Origin of the sequence: Mucilaginibacter lappiensis (genome assembly GCF_050433765.1) — a bacterium.
GTDB classification, from domain to species: Bacteria; Bacteroidota; Bacteroidia; order Sphingobacteriales; family Sphingobacteriaceae; genus Mucilaginibacter; species Mucilaginibacter lappiensis_A.
Genome location: NZ_JBNPWP010000011.1, coordinates 182140 through 203758 on the forward strand (window position 1 = coordinate 182140; position 21619 = coordinate 203758).

Below are 21619 nucleotides of genomic sequence, written 5' to 3' on the forward strand. Positions count from 1 at the left end.
GTGACATACAAAAATGTAAGTAATGAGTAAAATAAAACCAACATCTACCAATAACAGGAACCGGAACGAACTGATAGACTTTTGCGGAATGAACTATGCGCTAAATATGCTGGCAGGAAGATGGAAACTATTGATCCTGTATAAGCTCGAAAATAAAAAACTACGCTACGGGGATGTCAAAAAGCTTATGCCAAACATCACTGACCGCATGCTGACCTTACATTTACAGGAAATGGAACGTGACGGACTGATTATAAGAACGGTATATCCGGAAGTGCCTTTAAAAGTTGAATACGAACTAACTGAAAGCGCGGTTGCCTTAGCGCCTGTATGGAAACAACTGGAGCATTGGGGAATTGCGCATCGTAAAATGGTAGAAAGCCAATTAGTTAAATACTGATTGGTTTTTCTTTTTAGTGATAAAAAGTCCTTTTTTTGTAGAACAAACGTGTGCTTGAAATTATGAGCACGCTCTTGTTTAAATCAAAATACTAAATTGACTAAGAAGGAATCAGACATTATTAATTGTGATCACTCAGCAAAGCCGGCGATCTTTGAAATGCAATCACATATCGAGGCGATAGAGAAAAATGCTGCATTTTATGAAGAGAAAAACTTTGATAAACGCATAGAGATTATAGATCTCATCGAGTTTCAAATTATTGATCAGATTGAAGAACTCCTGCGAAAAACAGATCAACCAGATGAACTGACTTTACTAAAATATCGTGCTGAAAAAATAAAGTCTGAACTGGAAGAAATTGATATTAACCTATTTCAAAGGCTTCAGGCAAAGATCAAAACAGAGGGGTATACAGGGAAAGGATTCAAAAATCTGATCAATGAATATGTCGATTTTAATTGGGATCCTAACAATTACCAGGAAGAAATAGGTTATGATAACCTTGATATCTTTATCAATGGGTTATCTCCCTTTCAGACTATGCCGGAGCAGACTAAAGATTTGGAACCGGAAATGGTATATTACCAAAAAACACCAGCCAGAATAGTTTTCGAACTTGTAGAGAAAGTGCACTTCACGAAAGAAGACGTTTTTTTTGATTTAGGCTCTGGACTGGGTCAGGTAGCCATCCTGGTAAATCTTCTTGCCGGAGTTACAGCAAAAGGTATAGAGTTTGAGCCGACTTTTTGCGATTATGCGAAGGCTTGTGCGGCGGAGCTTAATTTATCGAACGTGTCATTTATAAATGTTGACGCACGGAAGGCAGACTATTCTGAAGGAACTGTATTTTTTATGTTTACGCCCTTCAAGGGTGAAATTCTGCAAGAAGTTTTAGCGGTTTTGAAGAAAGAATCCCTGCTAAGGAAAATTAAAATCATTACGTATGGGCCTTGCACTGCGCAGGTCGCCTTACAAAGCTGGCTGGATTTTGCAGCTCCTAAAGATGATAATATTTATAAACTGGGTGTTTTTACCAGTTTATAAAATTGAAGCGTTGTTCAGTCTATGGTAGGTGTTACCATCGCATTGAAATTTTATTTCACGTTTTCATGGGAAACGTAATACAATAGTTTTACAGCTATTGTATATGCTAACTTGTTGTATTGTAAAACTTTAATGGTAATTTTATAATACACTAAAACTTAAAACCATGAGAAGAATTATCATTGGCATGGCCGTATTGGCCTGCTTTTTATCTGCATGCAACAGCAAAACCAGTTCTACGGTAAACGGAAGCGATAGCACCGCGGTTTTAACAGCAAGAAATAAACAAGCCGCCCTAAACGCAGAGGAGGCTCTTATTAAAAAAGATGTGGAGGCAATGTTTAAAGATTGCGCCCCCGATTTTGTAGATTATGGAAATGGCGAATCCAAACCCATGACGAATCAGGACTCGATCAAAACCGGGCTGAAAAGCTTTTTAGCGGCTTTCCCCGACTTTAAGGGCGAAGATTTACAGGCTATAGCTCAGGGTGATACCGTAGTTGTAACCGGCTTATGGAGCGGTACCTTTAAGAATGCATTCATGGGCATGAAACCAACGCAAAAATCATTTAAAACCTCCGATGTCGATATTTTTAGCTTTAACAAAGAGGGAAAAATGACTTCGCACAGGTCTATACAATCTGAAGCAACTTTTTTTTCACAATTGGGAATCCCTACGCCGGCTAAAAAGTAATTAATTAAAGTGGCAATTATGTATAAAGCCTTCAGGTTAAATACTGAAGGCTTTTTGTGTTTATGAAGTTTATCTTTCATCAATTTAAAACTTGTTTTTAAACTGATACCGACTTCTTATTTAAATAACCCGGTAAAATGAATTTTACCTATTTCGTAACTACCATTCGGAATTTGTATATTGTAGAATATATTCCCCAGTCGGCATCGGAAATAGAGTGTTTTACTTTTAGAAGGGCCATAAAACGCTATAATTAATTTAGGACTAATTGTTGTAATAATTAATCTCTTAAGTAAGGTGAGTTAATAAACATGTTCAATTATATAAATGTATATTATTATAAAGCCTTTAAATTAAGCTTATTCATAGCTTTACTTTCATCCCCTTTGTTTGTTTCTGCCCAGTTAAAAAGACCCGGCTCCATTGAATATTTAAAAGCATGTAATGGTTTTAATGGCATTAAATTAGGATCAGATATTAGTGAGCTATCCGGTGGAGATTTATCATTCCTTGATAATAATAACCAGATAGATACCGATAGCTGCCTAAGTTATCTATATACAAATGCTGATGTATTAAAAATGGGTGAGGCTTTGTATATGGAGTCAATAGGTTTACGTGTTTATAAAAATAAGATTGTTAATATTTATCTTTTTTTCAAAAGATCTGAAGGCTATAAGGTTTTACGGGGTTTTTTAGCTGATTATGGTTTGTTCACCAGCAAGCCCGATGATTATGTTGATATTTATGATTGGAAATCAAGGGCGGTTAGCCTGTCTTTAAATTATGAAATTAGGATGGACATGGGGGTAGCCGTTTTTACCTGTAATGAAATACAAACCGAAATTCTGGTTAAAAGGCACAGGGCCAAAATTGATGCCCTGAATAATCCCGATGATAAGGGGATCAATTTAAAATCGGCAGGCGCTATCACACATTAATGTTACCAGGCTTGCCGTTTATTTTTTCTTATCCGGAAGTTGGGATAATACCTGCCATTTCTGATTTACAGCAGAGGCAAAGAAAAAAAGATCTTCTTTATTGGTGATATAAATGGTTGGCTGCTTCCCTACCAACACCACATCGCCGGTTACCTCTAATAAAGATTCATTAAGATTTTTTAAATCGCCTTCATCAAGTTTGAATTTGGGGGTTAAATTAAGTATTACTTTAAGCAGAGGTTTGCTGTTTTCTTTACCCAGGCTTATATCTACATAACCATTATGGGTTTTAACGTCAGAAATACTATCAACAACGGTCATTTTTTCGCCAATATGTTTGGCAACCCGATTAGCACGTATGGCATGCTGGGCAGAGGCAGTTAAACACCACAGCAGGGTAAATGTCATTAAGAAAATTGCTTTTCTCATATTTTTCAGTCAGTACTAAGTGGACCACTATATCAACATTATACGTATAAAACGGCAATATGTTATGCATATTGATCAATACAAAGGCATTTAAACTTAAATACTGGCTGTTGGTTAGTCGACTCTAAGCTGCAAAACAATAAAAAAGCACATAGCAATCTATTGTACATTGTATTGCTATGTATTATATTTGTTGTATGAATATTGAATTTGTTCAAAACTGGTTTTCCCAGGTAAAGAAAGGGACGCTATCTTATATCATTCTTATCATTCTTGAGGAAAAGGAATATTATGGCTATGAGCTTGTACAGGAAATAAAAATTCATACCACACTTGAAGTTGCCGAAGGTACATTGTATCCTTTATTAAACCGGTTAAAAACAGAGGGGATCGTGGATTCCAAATGGATAGAGCGGGAATCGGGCATACCCCGCAAATATTACACATTAAGCAAGGATGGCAAAGCAACTTTAGCTGAAATGAAGAAAATTTGGTCGGCATTAGAAATCGCTATACATAAAATTCAAAAATGAAGAGAATAATTTTTACCAATCCAACGGCCCAAAAGATCTATGACGATTATTTTAAAAGGGTTAACAGAAGCATCAGTATATTATCGACAGCTGACCAGCTTGAGATGCAGATGGAACTTAACAGTCATGTTTACGAGGCCACACATACCGCCTTGCCCGAAAATGAAATTGATGTACTCATGGATGCCCTTGAAAAATTGGGCGCGCCCGAAGTGGCACTGCAGCCGATTGTTGCAGTTAAAAAAGTGCGCCAGGCTACCCAGTCTTTTAATCCCAAACATGTTTTGCAGGCTCTATATCTGAATATTTTTAATGGTATAGGCTACTTCATACTGGCTTTTGCTTATATGCTGGTGTTGGCTTTTGGCTCACTGATAGTTTTCAAATTAGTTTCACCAACCCATACCGGTTTATTTGTTAGAGGGGAGCATTTTGTTGCATTTGGTTTTATGGTTGACCTGCCAGAGGCGGCTACTGAGTTACTTGGAGACCTGTTTATTCCGGTTGTATTCCTGTTAATGGGTGTGTTTTACTCTTTAACCACCCTCATATTTCGTTTATTGAAAAGGTAAGATCCTTTTTTGAATATCTATACATTGCTATGCTATGTATTTGCTATACTTAATTTATTTTCAATTTAAAACTTGTTTTTTAAACTGGTTGGGACTGATACCAACCTCTTTTTTAAATAATCTTGAAAAATAAGGGAGATTGTCGAAACCTAAGGAATAGGCGGTTTCGGCAATGTTATTATCCGAACCCTTTAGCAGATGTTTTGCTTCAGATATCAGGAAAATATGGATCAGTTCCATCGCTGTTTTGCCGGTTTCCTGCTTTAAAAGGTCACTGAGGTAATTTGGCGACAAATGAAGCTCAGAGGCCATCAGTTTTACGGTAGGCAACCCTTTTGTATGCAGTAATCCTTTTTCAAAATACTGCGAAAGCGCTTCGTTAAACCGGGACACCATTTTTCCTGACAGGTCAATACGGTTAATGAACTGTCTTTTATAAAAACGTTGTGAGTATTTTAGTATGGAATCAATGTGGCCCAGGATAATATCCTTGCTGTATTCGTCCTGGTTGTTATAATATTCTGTTTCAATTTTATTGAATAGTTCCCAAATGATCTGCTCTTCTTTTGGCGACAGGTGCAGTGCCTCATTGGTTTCATAATCAAAATAGCCATACTTTTTAATTTCTGAATGTAGTGCATGCCCGTTTAAAAAATCCTCATGTAGAAAGATAAGGAAGCCATCTTCTTCAAATTCAAGGTTTTTCAGCTCAATTATCTGTCGCGGTTTTACAAATGACATGGAGCCATTGTCATGGTCATACTTTGTACGGCCATATAAAAAGGTACCCGATTTCAGCTTTTTAAACCCTATCATATAAAAATCGCTGGTAAATGCCCTGTCGCCAATGGAACAGGTTTTATTGCAATGTACCAGGCTAAGCAGCGGATTTTCAGGTAACGGGAATCCGTTTTCACGATTCAGTTGGCCCAGGCTTTTATAATGTTTCATGGTTGAAAATAATTAAAGCATAATTCACACTATTAAAAGTATGAATTATGCCATGGTATTTAGTATGATCAAAGTAAAATTAGCATTGATTATTTTCCGTGGGCCGCCACCGCTACATCCTGCCATTCTTCCCATGATGCCAGGCGTTGTGCATACAATTGTTTTACCCATGGTAAAGCCACTTTGCCCAGGAAAAGGCGTAGCGGAGGGTTTTCGGCATCAACCAGTTTAAGCACAGCTTCGGATGTTGCTTCAGGCACTCCAAAAAATTCAGGAGTTGCACCCTCGGCGAAAGCGGCTTTTACGGCTTCATATTCGGGCATTGATTGTGTATGTATTGCAGAAGCGCCCCCCCAGTCGGTAGCAAAGCCGTTCGGCTCAACTATGGATACATTTATTCCAAAACCTTTAACCTCAGTTGCCAGGGTTTCGCTCAGTCCTTCTACCGCGAATTTTGAAGCGTTATAAATACCTAAAACCGGTAAGGTAGCTACACCCAAAACGCTTGATAGCTGGATGATATGCCCATGTCCTTGTGCCCTCATTACGGGTATCACAGCCTGGGTCAACCATAACAAACCAAATACATTGGTTTCTATCTGTTCGCGGGCTTCCTGTTCGCTGGTTTCTTCAATTGCGCCAAACAGGCCATAGCCAGCGTTATTGATCAGCACGTCAATAGTGCCAAAATGTTGTTTTGCCTTTTCGATTGCTGCAAAATCGGCTTCGCGATTATTTACATCCAATTGAATGGGAAGTATAGCGTCGCCATACTGCTGAACCAGGTCATTAAGGGTTTCAGGGTTCCGTGCGGTAGCTACTACTTTGTCGCCACGTTTCAGGAATGCTTCGGCCCAGAGCCTACCAAATCCGCGGGATGCTCCGGTTATAAAAATTGTCTTTGCCATTGTTAAATTATTGAAATTAAATATGATACAAAGCTATAGGAGGAGGCTCAGACAGATTTATACAAAAAAGGGGAAAACAGATACATATTAGGGTATTGATGTTTTATGTGAGGGATTTAAAGCTACTTTTTAGAGCAGGATAAGTAGATGGGGATGTACTTACCTTTTGATAAGACGGGAACTTGTAATATCTCCTGTGATCGCCTTAATTTTGCCTTTGTTTTCACTTATATCAAACCTGTCGAAATAAGTGATTGCCGCGTTACCTATTGATTTTAGCTTACCGATGTTATCAAGGCCGTCAAACCGGGTATAATAAGTGAATTTAGTGTTGCCGATAGACTTTAGCTTACCAATGTTATCAAAGCCATCAAACTGGTCATAATAAGTTATCTGCATATTGCCAATTGACTTTAGTTTACCAATGTTAGCAAAGCCATCAAACCGATCATAATAAGCTATCTGCATATTGCCAATTGATTTTAGCTTACCATAATTATCGGCAGCATCAAACCTGTCATACCAGGCAATGGCAATATTGCCAACTGATTTTAGCTTGCCAATATTATCAAGATCATACCTGTCGTAATAAGTGACTTGGATATTACCAATTGATTTAAGCTTGCCATAATTTTCATTCAGATCGTATCTGTCATAATAAGTGATGGCGTTGTTGCCAATTGATTTCAGCTTGCCAATATTATCAAAACCGTCAAATTGGGTCATGTAATCAAAATCTCCCCTTATACCGGTTTTTAGCGGGATGTTACCATTTATTAAAAGGTAAAGAATAATTTCATCATTAGCGATATCAATAGATTTGGCAGTGGTTTTTTGTGCCGAAATATCAGGATCAATATCTGAGAAAATTTGCGCCTTGCAAAATGTGTTGAGACTCAATAGAATGGTCAGCAAAAAAACAGGTTTAAACTGCATATTATAAGGATTGGTTTATGAATAAAATAAGGGATGTTATGCATCCCATTATATCCTTATGATTATAAATAACCATGATAGTTTAACCCTAATTATATTAAAAAGCTCCGGCCATATGGCCGGAGCTTTTTGCTTTTTAAACCTCCTCAACCTGCCAAACACCAGTAGCCACAGCTTTTTGGATATACTCAGAAAAATCTGTTGGTTTGCGGCCCAGGGCGCGCTGTATGCCATCGGTAAGGCTGGCATTACGGCCATCCAAAACCTCGGTGAACAGGTAGGTGATCAGCCATATAATATCCTGCGGCACCTCGTACTCAGTAAGCATGGCCGAGTAATCATTCATGGAGATCTGCTCATATTGGATAGGCCGGCCGGTGGCGTCCGCTATTTCATGCACAGCTTCCTGAAAAGTTAATAAACGCGGACCGGTAAGTTCATATAACTGCCCGGAATGCCCATCGTTGGTCAGTACCTCAACCGCTACGTCGGCAATATCATCAGCATCAACAAAAGGTTCGGGTATGTTGCCAACCGGGAGCGCTACGTGCCCGGCTAATACGGGATCTAAAAGGTAGCTTTCACTAAAGTTTTGGCAAAACCAGCTTGCCCGTAATATGGTCCAGTCGGTGCCGGCATCCATTATAATTTTTTCGCATTGTTGTGCTTCGTATTCACCCCGGCCCGATAATAAAACCAATTGTTTAACCTTACATTCTACGGCTAATTTGCTTAATGCCCTGATGCTGTCTTCGGCGCCGGGAACAGCCAGGTCTGGCTGATAGGTAATGTACACGGCATCCATGCCTTGTAATACAGGTAGCCAGGTGCTCTGGTTGTTCCAGTCAAAAGGTATTTCGGCTGATCGGCTTCCAACCCTTACGTTGTAGCCCATTTGTTTAAGTCTGTCTGTAACACGGCTTCCGGTTTTTCCGGTACCACCCAATACCAGTATTTTCCTTTCGGTGTTTTGTTGATCTTTCATAGTCTTATTTTTTTTAACAAAACTATATCAGCCCAAATTCAGAAAATAGAACAAAACCGACAGTGGGCGTTTAATTGGAGAGTGCGGATAGATTTTCGACGATCTCCTGTGATTTTTTTTGATACTGGACCGGCGAAAAACCGGCAAACTCCTTAAAGGAGCGTATAAAGTGCGACTGGTCGGCATAGTCGTTCTCAAAAGCAACATCCGTTAATTTATTATAATTGTTATTACGCAGATGGCCCAGGGATGCCTGAAAACGGCAAATGCGTGAAAACAACTTAGGCGGGATGCCAATGTATTCTTTAAACCGGCGCTCCAGGCTCCTTTCAGAAAGCTGTAAATATTTTTGTACCTCTCTTAGCGAAACAGCTCCTTTTGACTGCAGTATTTGAGCCATAGCATACTCCATCATATGGTTATGCCTGAAGTTATGGTTGATTTCCTGGGTTAAATAAGCAAATAATATATTGAATTGATCATGTACTGATGCTGTATTCAAAAGCTGCTCTGAAAGTTGATGTTCTTTTCTTTTTGCCAGATCATTTATATCAAGGCATGAGTTAGTTAATTCTTCGGCATTAAAACCAAATATGGATTTAAGCGCATTGGGATAAAAATAAATACCCAGCATGTTGAACATTCCGGTTAAATTCAATTCGGCATGGCGGGTGGTTTGCCCGAACAGAAAAACATCGCTTAGTTTTTTATCGCCCTGGGATAATATGCCCTTATGCAATGGTTGAAAAATAAGCCCAGGACAACCATCGGCCATTGTTCTGAAAAATTGTGGCGAAGTTTGGGCATTAGCGCTTTCCAGAACCCAGCAACTTCTGATGTATGCTTTAAGATGATCTGGTGGTTGAATTTGATAATAATTCATCGCTTTAAGGCATTTGATTGTACCACAATTGCTTACATAAATTTAGCAATTTTATATTTGACTATGCAAATGCCAGTTTATTACAGTTGAATCTCCAATTTATAACTGCGCTACAAAATCCCTCATCGCCTCGCCCGGATCGGGTTGTTTCATAAAGGTTTCGCCAATTAAAAAGCCATTAAAACCGGCCAATTTTAAATGCCTGATGGTTTCAGGGTCACTGATAGCGCTTTCTGATATTTTCATGAACTCGGCCGGAATGTGTTTGGCCAGTTCGTACGATGTTTCAACCGATACGGTAAAATCGGCCAGGTTGCGGTTGTTTACACCTATTGCATCCAGCTTGGGGTGGATGCTGCGCTCCAGTTCTTCGAGATTATGCACTTCAAGCAACACGTTTAAACCTATGCTTTTGGCCAGCGTAGCCATGGTATCAATTTGGGCGGGAGTAAGTATGGCTGCGATCAGCAAAATAATATCGGCGCCCAATGATTTGGCCTCGATAACCTGGTACTCGTCTATCATAAAATCCTTACGCAGGATGGGGATAGTATTTACTGAGCGGGCTTTAACCAGATCGGCTTTGCGGCCCATAAAAAAATTGCGGTCGGTTAAAACAGATAGAGCAGAGGCGCCTGCATTGGCGTAGCCGTTAGTAACGGCGCTAACCCTCACTTTATCATTAATAATGCCTTTTGAAGGCGATCTGCGTTTAAATTCGGCTATGATCCCGGTGCGCGTGGGGTCAAGCAAAAACTCTTTGAACGAATAGGTTTCCCGGTGAAAATATTCAGACTCTTCCAGCTCTACATATGAAGTACGCTTTTTTGCAGATGCTACTTCCTTTTTCTTGTAAGCAACTATTTTATCAAGTATTGTCATGCCCCCTAACCCCCTAAAGGGGGAATTTATTTGTTTAAAGTTTAAAAAATAATTTTGTCATGCCGAACTTGTTTCGGCATCCCACATGCAAAGCTGTACAACAAAATGGCCAGCTGCCCTGAGAGATCCTGAAACAAGTTCAGGATGACACCTCTTTAAAATTTGTTAACACAAAGTTATCATTATTTGCCAATTGCTATCAGCTTAGCCAGTTTTGCATTAACTCCTTACCGTATTGGGTCAATATCGACTCGGGGTGGAATTGTACGCCGCGCACATCATACTCTCGGTGCGATAATGCCATGATCGAATTATCTTCCTCGTCAATAGCGGTTACCTGCAGCACTTCTGGCAGGTCTTTGTCGCTTACTACCCATGAATGGTAGCGGCCAACCTTAAAGGTGTCTGGCAGGCCCTTAAAAAGCGGCTCCTGCCTGTTGGTTACCTTTATAGGTGTAGCTATCCCATGCATCGGCTGACTTAAATTATATAAGCTGCCGCCGAATACCTCGGCTATGGCCTGCTGACCAAGACATACGCCGAATATGCTTTTGGTAGATGAATACTTTTCGATCACATCAAGCAGTAGCCCGGCCTCTGATGGGATGCCCGGCCCTGGTGAAAGGATGATCTTATCAAAAGCATCCACATCGTCAATGGCAAACTTATCGTTCCTCCACACCTCGCATTGCTGCCCAAGCTCATTAACCAGGTGCACCAGGTTGTAGGTAAAAGAATCGTAATTGTCAATTATTAGTATGCCCCCCCGCCCCCTAAAGGGGGAGTTGGCTTTGCTCACTTGCTCGTTCATGTCTTTATATCTCTTATTCCGGATATTTAAATCGTTAGTATCTCTTGTCCCCCCTTCAGGGGGTAGGGGGCTTACAGCTCCTCTGCCAGTTCAACAGCTCTTCTTAAAGCCGCAATTTTGTTATCAACTTCTTTCAGTTCGCTTTCGGCTATAGAACCTGCTACAATGCCTGCGCCAGCCTGGTAATGCAGGGTGTTGTTTTTGCTAAGGAACGACCGGATCATGATAGCGTGATTAAAATCGCCGTTGAAGCCCAGGAAACCAATGGCGCCGCTGTAAAAACTGCGTTTGGCTTTTTCGTTCTCATCAATAATTTCCATTGCCCGGTATTTAGGCGCGCCGCTCAGCGTACCCGCAGGGTAAGTATCAGCCACAATTTTAAAGGACGATACGCCTGGCAGTAACTTGCCGCTCACATGCGATACCAGGTGAATCAAATGCGAATAATACTGCACTTCTTTAAAGGCTTTAACCTCAACCTGCTCGCAATGGCGACTTAAATCGTTGCGGGCCAGGTCAACCAGCATCACGTGCTCGGCCGATTCTTTAGGGTCATTCTCCAGGTTGCGGGCTATCTCGGCGTCTTTTACATCATCGCCGCTGCGTTTAAAGGTACCCGCAATAGGGAATATACTGGCCACATTATTTTTTATGGTGATCTGCGCCTCGGGCGATGAACCAAAGATCCTGAAATCGCCGTAATCAAAATAAAACAAATAAGGCGAGGGATTAATGGAGCGCAGCGCACGGTAAACATTAAACTCATCGCCCTGGAAAGTGCGTGAAAATGCCCTTGATGGTACAATCTGGAAAACATCGCCCCTGAAAATGTGCTGTTTCATTTTTTCAACAATGCTGATGAACTCCTCATTGGTGAGGTTTGATTGCTCGGCATCCTGGCTTTTGAAGCTGTACTCGGGGAAGTTTTTGTTTTTGATAAGGTACTCCAGTTTCTCGATACCGCCACCGTTTGTTGGTCCACCTTCGGCCTGGTTATAAAAAATGTACAATTCGTTCTTAAAGTGATCAATAGCGATGATGTAGCGGTAAATATGGTATTGCATCACCGGGATCTGCCGGGTTACATCATCACTTTGCTTTAGTTTGATGGTTTCAAAATGCTCTACCGCCTCATGCGTAAAATACCCAAACAAACCGTTCGATATTATTTTTGACGGATTGGCATCGGTTTCAAAGCTGTCGATGAAATGGTTGATCTGGTCTATCAGTTCAAATGTGCCCGCTTCATGGGTTTCGTGGCTGCCATCGGGATATTGCTTTTTTAAGATGCCGTTATTTAACACCAGACCGGCAATTGGCTCGCAGCATATGTAGCTCAAGCTGTTTTCGCGGCTGTGGTAATCAGAGCTTTCCAGCAGCAGCGAATTTGGGAACACATCCCTAAGGCGCAGGTAAATGCTTACCGGTGTGGTGGTATCTGCAAGCAGCTTTTTATGAGTAGTAGTAATTTTAAATTTATTCATGTTTGTTATCAAATTCGTTAAACAAAAAAAACCCGACGAATTGGGGTCGCCGGGTTTCCTATTTAGGTTTACAATTGATTAGTTATCTCTGATCAAAAACGCATCCGGCTGCCAAATTTAATTGGTGCCACCAGCTGTTTTTATGAGTGCTTTTAATCATCGTGGTCACAAATTTATAAAGAAAATTGAATTACCAAATTTTTTCTGAAAAATTATTATTTGCTAAATCCTATTAGCCACGTGGAATTAATAGAATACCAGCACAAATTATGATCAAAGCCAGCAAATAAAAGATAAAAATGGCTTTGTGCTTTGCTTCGGGCGTTGTTGCTTTTTTTGATTTGCTGTGACCAACAGTGATCAAAACAATAGCAATTACCATCATGAGCCAATGTTCAACCGTAAAGAAACGGGTAATTGGATCTTTCATGGTGGTGCTGTTAAACTGAACAAACGGGCTCACGAAATACAATATAATGCCAATAAGTAATTGGGTATGTGCCGATATCATGGCAAACAGGTTAAGCTTGCGGTTGCCCTCGGTGTATGGTTTTTTACCCATCAGGTTAACCAGTGCCAATAAGGCCGCCAAAACAATGAGTACTACTACAATGTAACGGAAGCCAGAGTGAAGATGCTGTAAAAAGCTATAAAGCGTCATAACATAAATTTTTGCGTGAATATACAATAAAAGCAAAAGCTGTAAAAGTATAGCGGTTATTTGACAGTAAGTTAACGTTTTGGGGAGAGATTTAGAAGTGGGACTATTTTTTGTCGCAAAAGACCACTAAAAGTGTCGTTAATGCCACCTCCGCATATGATTTTTAGTACCGAGATTTGAATTATCACCTAATATCAGGATTTATGAAAGATCAAACAATAAACTCCGGACACATCACCTTGAACCAATTGGTAGCGATTCAGGTGAAAGCGACAGAAAAAAAACTGATGCAAACTATAGCATCTATTAAACAGGAAGATATAAATCAGGTTCCCTTTGAAGGGAGCTGGACAGCCGGTCAGGTTTTTGAACATGTGAACCTATCGGTGTCGGGAGTAATAGATACTTTAAAAGCGCCCGCGGAAGTAACCGAAAGGAGTCCGGATCAACATGCTCAGGAACTCAAGGATCTGTTTTTAAATTTCGATCTTAAATTTTCTGCGGCTCCAACACTCATACCTTCAGACAGGGCTCATGATAAAAAAGCGTTGGTTAGCACCCTGGCAGGTACATTTGAAAGCCTGGTAGGTATCATTCAAACAGAAGACCTGACAGGCACCTTCGCCGGATTTAAATTTCCGGGAATGGGTCCGCTAACCCGGCTGGAATGGGTGTATTTAACTATTTATCATACCCAAAAACACATCCATCAGATAAAGAATATCATGAAGTATGTGTCCTAATAAAATCATTGTCATTGCGAGGAACGAAGCAATCTCATTAGGACGGGAAGCGGACTTTGCATGGGTTGATTAGCATGGCGAGATTGCCACGCTGCGCTCGCAATGACAAAAGTGGAGGATTTACTATACTCTATAAATAATCAGTCGCAGAAACCCCTCCTGCCGTTACATCACCCAACACACCCCTCCCGGGGGAGGGAATTAGAACAGAGATAAAACAATCGGAACCGGATAAAACAAAAAGAGCGCTGGAGTTAACTCCAGCGCTCTTTAATATTGGTAAATCCGAAATCGAAATTCGAAACTCCGAAATTAGATCAGTAACCTTACCGGCTCTTCCAGTAATGATTTTAGTGTTTGCAGGAACGCGGCACCTGTTGCGCCATCAACCACGCGGTGGTCACAGCTTAGAGTAACCTTCATAACGTTGCCTGGTACTACAGCGCCGTTTTTAACAACCGGTACCTGTTGTATACCGCTAACGGCAAGGATACAGGCATTTGGTGTGTTAATAATAGCGGTAAACTCATCAACACCAAACATACCTAAGTTTGATATAGTGAAGGTTGAGCCTTCCATTTCGGCAGGTTGTAATTTTTTAGATTTTGCTTTACCAGCAAAATCTTTTACTTCAACCGAGATATGACTTAATGATTTACCGTCGGCAAATTTAATTACAGGTACCAGTAAACCTTCGTCAACCGCAACGGCAACACCAATGTGGATATGCTCATTAGTGCGGATCTTATCGCCCAGGAATGATGAATTAATAGCAGGGTGTTGTTTCAAGGCAACAGCACAAGCTTTTAATACAAAATCATTAAATGATATTTTAACCGGGGCAACATCATTGATGCGGGTACGGGCAGCTATAGCCTGATCCATATCAATGGACATGGTTACATAAAAATGCGGGGCGGTAAACAAGCTTTCGCTTAAACGGCGGCTAATTGCCTTACGCATTTGTGTAACGGCCCTTTCGGTAAATTTCTCTTCGCCGGTGTAAGTTGGCAGGGTGATGGGAGCTTTTGCAGCCGGAGCAGTTGCAGTTGCAGGAGCTTCGGTACTTGCAGGAGCAGCAGCTGGTTTAGCGCTTGGTTTGTACTCTTCCACATCTTTCTTAATAATGCGGCCGCCTTCGGCGCTGCCTTTTACATCATTAAGGTTAATGCCTTTATCTTTTGCTATTTTACGTGCAAGCGGTGATGCTTTAACGCGGCTGTCATCAGCGGTTGATGAAGCAGCAGGCTCGGCCTCCGCGGTAGCGGTTTCAGCTTTTGGTGCAGCTTCCTCTGCCGGTGCGGCAGCAGGCGCATCGGCGGTATCCTGTAGTAAAGGAGTAATATCAGTACCCTCTTTACCCACAATAGCAATAATGCCATTAACCGGTGCAGCTTCGCCTTCTTTAGGGCCAATATATAAAAGTGTACCTGCTTCATAACCCACAACCTCCATAGTAGCCTTATCGGTTGCTACGTCAGCCAGGGAATCATCAGATTTTACTTTATCACCAACTTTAAAATTCCATTTTTCAATAACACCCTCGGTCATGGTATCGCTAAGGGCAGGCATACGTATTACAGTAGCCGGTATGCTTGAAAGGTCAACCTTTGGTGCCGCGGTAGCAGCAGGTTTTTTATCTTCAGTAGGTTTTTCAGCTTTTGCGGGGGCAGCAGCTTCAGCAGGTTTTTCTTCTTTCTTTTCAGCGCCACTATCCTGTGTCAGGGCGGCTTTGTAATCTTCGCCTTCGTTACCTAAAACGGCAATAACGGCATCAACCGGAACAGCGCTACCTTCTTCAACACCTATATATAACAAGGTGCCATCCTGATACGATTCAAAATCCATGGTAGCTTTATCAGTTTCAATCTCGGCCAATACATCGCCTGATTTCACTTTATCGCCAACTTTCTTATGCCATTTCGCCAATACCCCTTCGGTCATGGTATCGCTCATCTTAGGCATTTTAACTACTTCGGCCATATACTATTATATAGAATAATTATTTGATATAAATATAGAATTAGTCTCTGATATAAGGATAGTCCGCCTGAACATAAACATCAGTGTATAGTTCAGAAGCCTCAGGCCATGGTGATTCTTCAGAAAATTTAACTGATTCATCAACCTGTGCCTTGATCTTTGCTTCGATCTCTTCAAACCATTTATCATCAGCATAACCTTCTTTTACTATAACTTGTTTGGTTAATTCAATTGGGTCTTTAGCTTTATAGCTTTCCAGCTCTTCTTTAGTACGGTATTTTTGAGGGTCAGACATGGAGTGACCTTTGTAACGGTAAGTGCGCATTTCCAAAAAGGTTGGGCCTTCGCCTTTACGTGCACGCTGAACGGCTTCATCCATAGCAACGTGTACAGCAGCAGGGTCCATACCATCAACAGCTGATGACGGGATACCATAAGGTAAGCCTAATTTGTAAATGTCGGTTTGTATAGTAGTACGCTCAACAGAAGTACCCATAGCGTAACCATTGTTTTCGCAAACAAAAATTACAGGCAGTTGCCAAAGCGCGGCCATGTTAAATGTTTCGGTCAATGCACCCTGGCGCACAGCTCCATCACCCATGTAAACAATGTTCACAAACTCGGTACCCTTATATTTTTCGGCAAAAGCGATACCGGCACCCAGTGGTACCTGACCGCCAACTATACCGTGGCCACCGTAAAAATGCTTTTCCTTATCAAACATGTGCATAGAACCGCCTTTGCCTTTTGAGCATCCGGTAGCTTTGCCATATAGTTCGGCCATTACAGCATTAGGGGTTACACCTTTAGCAAGCGCATGAGCGTGGTCGCGATATGCGGTGATCATGCTGTCTTCCTGTTTTATTACAGACATGGCTCCGGCCAATACGGCTTCCTGCCCAATATACAGGTGGCAAAAGCCCCTGATTTTTTGTTGTCCGTATAGCTGTCCTGCTTTTTCTTCGAACTTGCGCATTAAAAGCATTTGTTCGTACCACATCAGGTAAGTGTCTTTGTTAATTTCGATTGAACTCATGTAATTAAAACAATCAATTTCTTGGAGTAAAGCGCAAATCTAATTATATCCTTGAAAATATCGAAACTGCAACGAATTTGTTGTGCAGATTTATTTTTATTTCAAATTAATGCTACAAATGAGCGGTGTAAACCGCGTTTTGTGCATTTAACCAAACTTTATACTGTCATATTGCTATAAAGCCAAAGGCTTTTTGATGGCATATAGCGGTTTGTCAGCAAATTTTGACGTTTTAAGGTCATTTTAACAATTATTTTTTTGATAAAAAAGCAAAAGGGCCTTAAAAACCACAACCATAAAGTAACATAAATGTAATGGGGATGGCCTTTGATTAATAAGATTTTTAGCTTAGATAAATAATTTATATTTATTGAAAAAAAAGTGCCATTTATTTGCAATTTTAAAAAATATAGATAGTTTTGTATCCAACGATAGACACAGTGTCTAATTTAATAAACAAATTTGTTGCCCCTAACAGCAAACTAAAGCATTAAATGAAGAAAATTACCCTTGCTATTGCATTGTTTTTCAGCGTTTTAGCCACACAGGCTCAAACAACAATCACTCCAAATATTCCCGCCGACAAGGCTCCTGACGAACAGGAAGGTTTAGCTAAAACATATTTATCACAAATTATGGGTGTTGCGTTATCTGCAACCTCAAACATGAAACTTTTTCATTTTGTATATGATTGGATAGGCACCCCTTACCATTTTGGCGGCGAATCAAGAAAGGGTATCGATTGCTCGGCCTTTACCAAAGAATTATACAGCGAGGTTTTTAACCTGGATATCAAAAGAAGCTCACGCGATATTTTTAGCATGGTGAACCCTGTAGGGAGGGATGACCTGAAAGAAGGTGATCTGGTGTTTTTTAAAATTCACAGCCGCCGCATTTCACATGTTGGTATTTATTTAGGGAATAACAAATTTGCGCATGCATCATCAAGAGGCGTTGCCATCAGCAGCCTTGACGATAATTATTACAGCCGTTATTTTTACAAAGGCGGTCGCTTGCTTGCTTCATTTAAAGATGAGTTTACCGGCTCTTCAGCTTCAACGCCCGATGCCGACGACAACAATAACTAAGAAATTCAATTAAATAATTAAATTAGTCCCTTCATGAACATGAGGGGATTTTTTTTTACCATAAGGCCATATATATTGCTCATTGTAGCCTGCGTGGTGCCGTTTTTACAGGCTTGTGAAAACCCCGTTGAAAGTAAACAAGCGGTTGTACATCACAAAAAACAGCGTCCCTCCAAAAGTTTACCGACTAAAGTGACCCCAGTTCAGCGCGATTCCTTTTGTATTGCCGCCGTTGGCGATATTATGCTGGGCACCTCATATCCTGATAGTACCACGCTGCCACCAGATAGTGCCCGCAATAGTTTTAAAGCGGTAACTGCCGAACTAAAGAAGGCTGATGTTGCTTTTGGTAACCTGGAAGGCACACTACTTGATCTTGGCGATCCGGCACATTTTAAATTGCATCAGAGGAGCAAGGCTTATTTGTTCAGGATGCCCACCCGGTATGGCTCAGTTTTAAAAGATGCAGGGTTTAATTTGCTGAGCCTGGCTAATAATCATATTAATGACTTTGACCTAAAGGGCCGCAACAGTACCACTAAAACATTAGATAGCCTGGGCATACATTACGCAGGTTTGCTTACTCGGCCGTCTACCGTGTTTGAGCTTAATGGCATTAAGTATGGCTTTTGCTCATTTGCGCCCAATGCCAATACTGTGTCCATCCATGACATGAAAGGGGCGGCGCGCATCATCAGGAAGCTTAAACAACGTTGCGATATTGTTATGGTATCGTTTCATGGCGGAGGCGAGGGGATTGACTTTGAACATGTGCCCTTTGCTGTGGAATCTTATGTTGGCGAAAAACGTGGCGATGTGCATGCCTTCGCCCATAACGCCATTGATGCCGGTGCCGACATGATATTTGGAAATGGACCTCATGTTAACCGTGCCCTGGAATTGTATAAGAACCGGCTGATAGCTTACAGCCTGGGTAATTTTTGCACCTATAAATGTGTAAGTGTAATTGGCATTTGCGGTATGGCGCCCCTGCTTAAGGTTTATGTAAATAAAAAAGGCGAATTTTTAAACGGCCGTATTATTTCATTTAAGCAAGCGCATGATAAGGGATTGATACGTGATACACTTGATCAAGCCATGCTCAGGATCAGAATGCTTACCGAAACTGATTTCCCGGAGGCAGGCCTGAATATTTCTGATAGCGGCGAAATAACGGTTCCCCCGCCGTTTGGTAATTCACTCACAAAAGTTACAATGCCCAAAGAATAAGCACGGTTAAAAAACATTAATTTGCATCTTGAATTAACTATTAACTCTTTTAAACAGACGTTCAACAGCGTATGAATAAATTTTTATTATCAATAACTACGGTTGCATTTGCGCTAACCGCGCATGCCCAGCAAGGCAATTCCCTCACAGAGAAAGATTATGCTCATGCAGAAAACTTTATGAGCTATAATACCGAGCAATTGGTTGACCACGGCAAGGTAACCCCTAACTGGATATCGGGCGATAAGTTCTGGTATCGGGTTTTAACCGCACAGGGCAGCGAATTTATTTTGGTTGATCCAGTTAAAAAAACACGTACCGCGGCTTTTGATCAACAGAAACTGGCAGCGGCACTATCAACCGCATCCGGCAAAACCTATGAGGGTAACAACCTGCCTTTCCGTAACTTGAGTTTTTCGGCTGATGAAAAATCAATTTCATTTGCTGCCGATGGTAAATCATGGAAATGTGACCTGCAGGGTTACCAGGTTACACCAGATAACGCCGTGGTTAGTACTCCGCGTGTGGTACGCACCGGCCGCAGGGGCGGGGGCGACGAAGTTTTTTCGCCAAATGGAAACCTGGCTGCATACATTAAGAACGATAACTTGTGGGTTCGTGATATTAAAACCGGCAAACAAACACAGCTTACAACCGATGGTGTAAAGGATTTTGGCTACGCAACGGATAATGCCGGCTGGAAATCATCTGACGGACCCGTATTGCGCTGGTCGCCCGATTCAAAAAAGATAGCCACCTTTAAGCAGGATCAGCGTAACGTGGGCGATATGTACCTGGTTACTACCAATGTTGGTCACCCTACATTAAAGGCATGGAAATATCCGCTGCCTGGCGATAAGGAAATAGCCACCATTCAGCGGGTGATCATTGATGTTGATAACCCTAAAGTGATCAATATCCAGGTGCCGCCTGATCCGCACAGGGCTACGCTGAGCGATGATATTTCGAGCAGCGGCACTTTTGATGATGTGGATTGGAACGCCGATGCCTCAAAGCTGGCCTTTGTTTCTACCTCGCGCGATCATAAGCAGGAGAAATTTCGTATTGCAGATGCAGCTACAGGTGCCGTACGCGAAGTTTTTGAGGAAACTGTAGCCACACAATATGAATCGGGTCAGGGAACTATCAACTGGAAATACCTGGCTAAGTCAAATGAAATTATCTGGTTCTCGGAACGCGATAACTGGGGACATCTTTATTTATACGATGCCCTGACCGGTAAGGTAAAAAATCAGATCACCAAAGGCGACTGGGCAGTAACCGAATTGCTTAAAGTAGACGAAAAGAATCGCCTGATATATTTTCTGGCAGATGGCCGCGAGCCGGGAAACCCATATTTTACCCACTTGTATAAAGTAGGCTTTGATGGTAAAAACCTAACACTGCTTACACCCGAAGAAGGAAATCACCAGATAACTTTATCGCCCGCAAACGGTTATTTTGTCGACACTTATTCAAAGCCCGATGTTGCCCCGGTTACCGTATTGCGTAACCTGAACGGAAAACTGATCAGCACGTTAGAAAAAACAGATATTTCAAGACTTGTTGCTGCCGGCTGGAAACCTCCTGTTCCCATCACGGTTAAGGCGCATGACGGCCAAACAGATATTTATGGCTTAATGTATACGCCAACCAGCCTCGATCCGTCAAAAAAATATCCTATTATTAATAATATTTATCCTGGCCCGCAAGGTGGTAGTGTAGGGAGTTGGTCATTCTCTTCGGCAAGGGGCGATTGCCAGGCCCTGGCCGAACTTGGATTTGTGGTTATTCAGCTGGAAGGTACCAGCAATCCGCTGCGTTCAAAAAGTTACCACGATATGAACTACGGCCATATGTCTGAAAACACCCTGCCCGATCAGGTTAGTGGTATGCAGCAACTGGCCCAAAAATATCCTTATATTGATATTAACCGCGCAGGCATCTGGGGGCACTCAGGTGGTGGTTTTGCAACCGCGGCAGCCATGTTCCGCTTCCCCGACTTTTTCAAAGTAGGTATATCAGAATCCGGTAATCACGATAACCGCAATTACGAGGATGATTGGGGCGAACGCTATATTGGCCTATTGGCGCCGCAGACCGATGGTACATCAAATTACGAGGCGCAAGCAAATCAAAACTATGCTAAAAATTTAAAAGGTAAATTGATGCTTGCCCACGGGTTAATGGATAATAATGTGCCCCCAACCAATACCATGCTGGTTGTTGAAGCTTTAGAGAAAGCCAATAAGAATTATGACCTGGTAGTGTTCCCTAATAGCGCGCATGGTTATGGCGCATATTCATTATATATGACCCGCCGCCGCTGGGATTATTTTGTAAAGAACCTGGCCGGTACCGAACCTCCGCAGGAATACTTGTTGAAAATTAAACCCGACTCACGCAATAGTGTGCAGTAAGA

22 protein-coding genes are annotated in these 21619 nt (G+C 41.5%); 10 read left to right on the forward strand and 12 right to left on the reverse strand.

Features of this window, described 5'->3' with window-relative positions; all coding sequences use genetic code 11:
- The first annotated feature begins 22 nt into the window (after positions 1 to 22).
- From M2273_RS26130 to M2273_RS26145, 4 genes are all read left to right on the forward strand, one after another.
- Complete coding sequence (locus tag M2273_RS26130) at positions 23 to 400, forward strand: winged helix-turn-helix transcriptional regulator (RefSeq protein ID WP_429400721.1); 378 nt, start codon at positions 23 to 25, stop codon at positions 398 to 400.
- Between the two features lie 96 nt (positions 401 to 496).
- Positions 497 to 1447 carry a class I SAM-dependent methyltransferase gene (locus tag M2273_RS26135; protein WP_429400722.1) on the forward strand — a complete coding sequence of 317 codons (951 nt, stop codon included), beginning with the start codon at positions 497 to 499 and terminating at the stop codon, positions 1445 to 1447.
- 166 nt (positions 1448 to 1613) lie between these two features.
- Positions 1614 to 2141, forward strand: coding sequence for an ester cyclase (locus tag M2273_RS26140; protein WP_429400723.1), 528 nt, complete (start codon positions 1614 to 1616; stop codon positions 2139 to 2141).
- A gap of 311 nt (positions 2142 to 2452) precedes the next feature.
- The gene (locus tag M2273_RS26145; RefSeq protein ID WP_429400724.1) at positions 2453 to 3082 is read left to right on the forward strand and encodes a hypothetical protein; all 630 of its coding nucleotides are present in this window, start codon (positions 2453 to 2455) and stop codon (positions 3080 to 3082) included.
- Between the two features lie 18 nt (positions 3083 to 3100).
- Here M2273_RS26145 and M2273_RS26150 read toward each other — a convergent pair whose 3' ends face one another.
- The gene (locus tag M2273_RS26150) at positions 3101 to 3511 is read right to left on the reverse strand and encodes a hypothetical protein (RefSeq protein ID WP_429400725.1); all 411 of its coding nucleotides are present in this window, start codon (positions 3509 to 3511) and stop codon (positions 3101 to 3103) included.
- A gap of 197 nt (positions 3512 to 3708) precedes the next feature.
- Here M2273_RS26150 and M2273_RS26155 point away from each other — a divergent pair, with 197 nt between their 5' ends.
- Both M2273_RS26155 and M2273_RS26160 read left to right on the forward strand, forming a co-directional pair.
- Positions 3709 to 4044, forward strand: coding sequence for a PadR family transcriptional regulator (locus M2273_RS26155; RefSeq protein WP_429400726.1), 336 nt, complete (start codon positions 3709 to 3711; stop codon positions 4042 to 4044).
- On the forward strand, positions 4041 to 4616 hold the full coding sequence (locus M2273_RS26160) for a hypothetical protein (RefSeq protein WP_429400727.1): 576 nt from the start codon (positions 4041 to 4043) through the stop codon (positions 4614 to 4616). Before M2273_RS26155 ends, M2273_RS26160 begins: the two co-directional genes overlap by 4 nt.
- A gap of 60 nt (positions 4617 to 4676) precedes the next feature.
- Here the strand turns inward: M2273_RS26160 and M2273_RS26165 are convergent, their stop codons facing one another.
- The 9 genes from M2273_RS26165 to M2273_RS26205 form a co-directional block, all read right to left on the reverse strand.
- Positions 4677 to 5567 (reverse strand): helix-turn-helix domain-containing protein, encoded by an 891-nt coding sequence (locus M2273_RS26165; protein WP_429400728.1) that lies wholly within the window; start codon positions 5565 to 5567, stop codon positions 4677 to 4679.
- Between the two features lie 89 nt (positions 5568 to 5656).
- Positions 5657 to 6475 (reverse strand): SDR family NAD(P)-dependent oxidoreductase, encoded by an 819-nt coding sequence (locus M2273_RS26170; RefSeq protein WP_429400729.1) that lies wholly within the window; start codon positions 6473 to 6475, stop codon positions 5657 to 5659.
- A gap of 159 nt (positions 6476 to 6634) precedes the next feature.
- Positions 6635 to 7411 carry a hypothetical protein gene (locus tag M2273_RS26175; RefSeq protein ID WP_429400730.1) on the reverse strand — a complete coding sequence of 259 codons (777 nt, stop codon included), beginning with the start codon at positions 7409 to 7411 and terminating at the stop codon, positions 6635 to 6637.
- 136 nt (positions 7412 to 7547) lie between these two features.
- Positions 7548 to 8396, reverse strand: a complete 849-nt coding sequence (locus M2273_RS26180; protein ID WP_429400731.1) for an NAD(P)H-binding protein — start codon at positions 8394 to 8396, stop codon at positions 7548 to 7550.
- Between the two features lie 70 nt (positions 8397 to 8466).
- A complete protein-coding gene (locus M2273_RS26185) occupies positions 8467 to 9279 on the reverse strand; it encodes a DUF6597 domain-containing transcriptional factor (RefSeq protein ID WP_429400732.1) in 813 nt (270 codons plus the stop codon).
- Between the two features lie 99 nt (positions 9280 to 9378).
- Complete coding sequence (gene trpC, locus M2273_RS26190) at positions 9379 to 10161, reverse strand: indole-3-glycerol phosphate synthase TrpC (protein WP_429400733.1); 783 nt, start codon at positions 10159 to 10161, stop codon at positions 9379 to 9381.
- A 199-nt stretch (positions 10162 to 10360) separates the two neighbouring features.
- Positions 10361 to 10972, reverse strand: a complete 612-nt coding sequence (locus M2273_RS26195) for an anthranilate synthase component II (protein ID WP_429400734.1) — start codon at positions 10970 to 10972, stop codon at positions 10361 to 10363.
- A 71-nt stretch (positions 10973 to 11043) separates the two neighbouring features.
- Positions 11044 to 12456, reverse strand: a complete 1413-nt coding sequence (locus tag M2273_RS26200; RefSeq protein WP_429400735.1) for an anthranilate synthase component I family protein — start codon at positions 12454 to 12456, stop codon at positions 11044 to 11046.
- 232 nt (positions 12457 to 12688) lie between these two features.
- Positions 12689 to 13117: a cytochrome B gene (locus M2273_RS26205; protein ID WP_429400736.1), complete on the reverse strand. Its 429-nt coding sequence runs from the start codon at positions 13115 to 13117 to the stop codon at positions 12689 to 12691.
- 203 nt (positions 13118 to 13320) lie between these two features.
- On the opposite strand from M2273_RS26205, the gene M2273_RS26210 reads away from it, so the two are divergent.
- Positions 13321 to 13860 (forward strand): DinB family protein, encoded by a 540-nt coding sequence (locus M2273_RS26210; RefSeq protein WP_429400737.1) that lies wholly within the window; start codon positions 13321 to 13323, stop codon positions 13858 to 13860.
- Positions 13861 to 14172: 312 nt separating this feature from the next.
- Here M2273_RS26210 and M2273_RS26215 read toward each other — a convergent pair whose 3' ends face one another.
- Together M2273_RS26215 and pdhA are read right to left on the reverse strand one after the other, a co-directional pair.
- Complete coding sequence (locus M2273_RS26215; RefSeq protein WP_429400738.1) at positions 14173 to 15843, reverse strand: 2-oxo acid dehydrogenase subunit E2; 1671 nt, start codon at positions 15841 to 15843, stop codon at positions 14173 to 14175.
- 40 nt (positions 15844 to 15883) lie between these two features.
- Entirely contained in the window at positions 15884 to 16879 is a 996-nt protein-coding gene (pdhA, locus tag M2273_RS26220) for a pyruvate dehydrogenase (acetyl-transferring) E1 component subunit alpha (RefSeq protein ID WP_429400739.1), read from the reverse strand.
- A 494-nt stretch (positions 16880 to 17373) separates the two neighbouring features.
- Here pdhA and M2273_RS26225 point away from each other — a divergent pair, with 494 nt between their 5' ends.
- The 3 genes from M2273_RS26225 to M2273_RS26235 all read left to right on the forward strand — a co-directional run bounded on the left by M2273_RS26225 (position 17374) and on the right by M2273_RS26235 (position 21617).
- Positions 17374 to 17967 carry a C40 family peptidase gene (locus tag M2273_RS26225; protein WP_429400740.1) on the forward strand — a complete coding sequence of 198 codons (594 nt, stop codon included), beginning with the start codon at positions 17374 to 17376 and terminating at the stop codon, positions 17965 to 17967.
- Positions 17968 to 18000: 33 nt separating this feature from the next.
- The gene (locus tag M2273_RS26230) at positions 18001 to 19197 is read left to right on the forward strand and encodes a CapA family protein (RefSeq protein ID WP_429400741.1); all 1197 of its coding nucleotides are present in this window, start codon (positions 18001 to 18003) and stop codon (positions 19195 to 19197) included.
- Between the two features lie 71 nt (positions 19198 to 19268).
- Positions 19269 to 21617 (forward strand): DPP IV N-terminal domain-containing protein, encoded by a 2349-nt coding sequence (locus M2273_RS26235; protein ID WP_429400742.1) that lies wholly within the window; start codon positions 19269 to 19271, stop codon positions 21615 to 21617.
- The last annotated feature ends 2 nt before the right edge of the window (positions 21618 to 21619 follow it).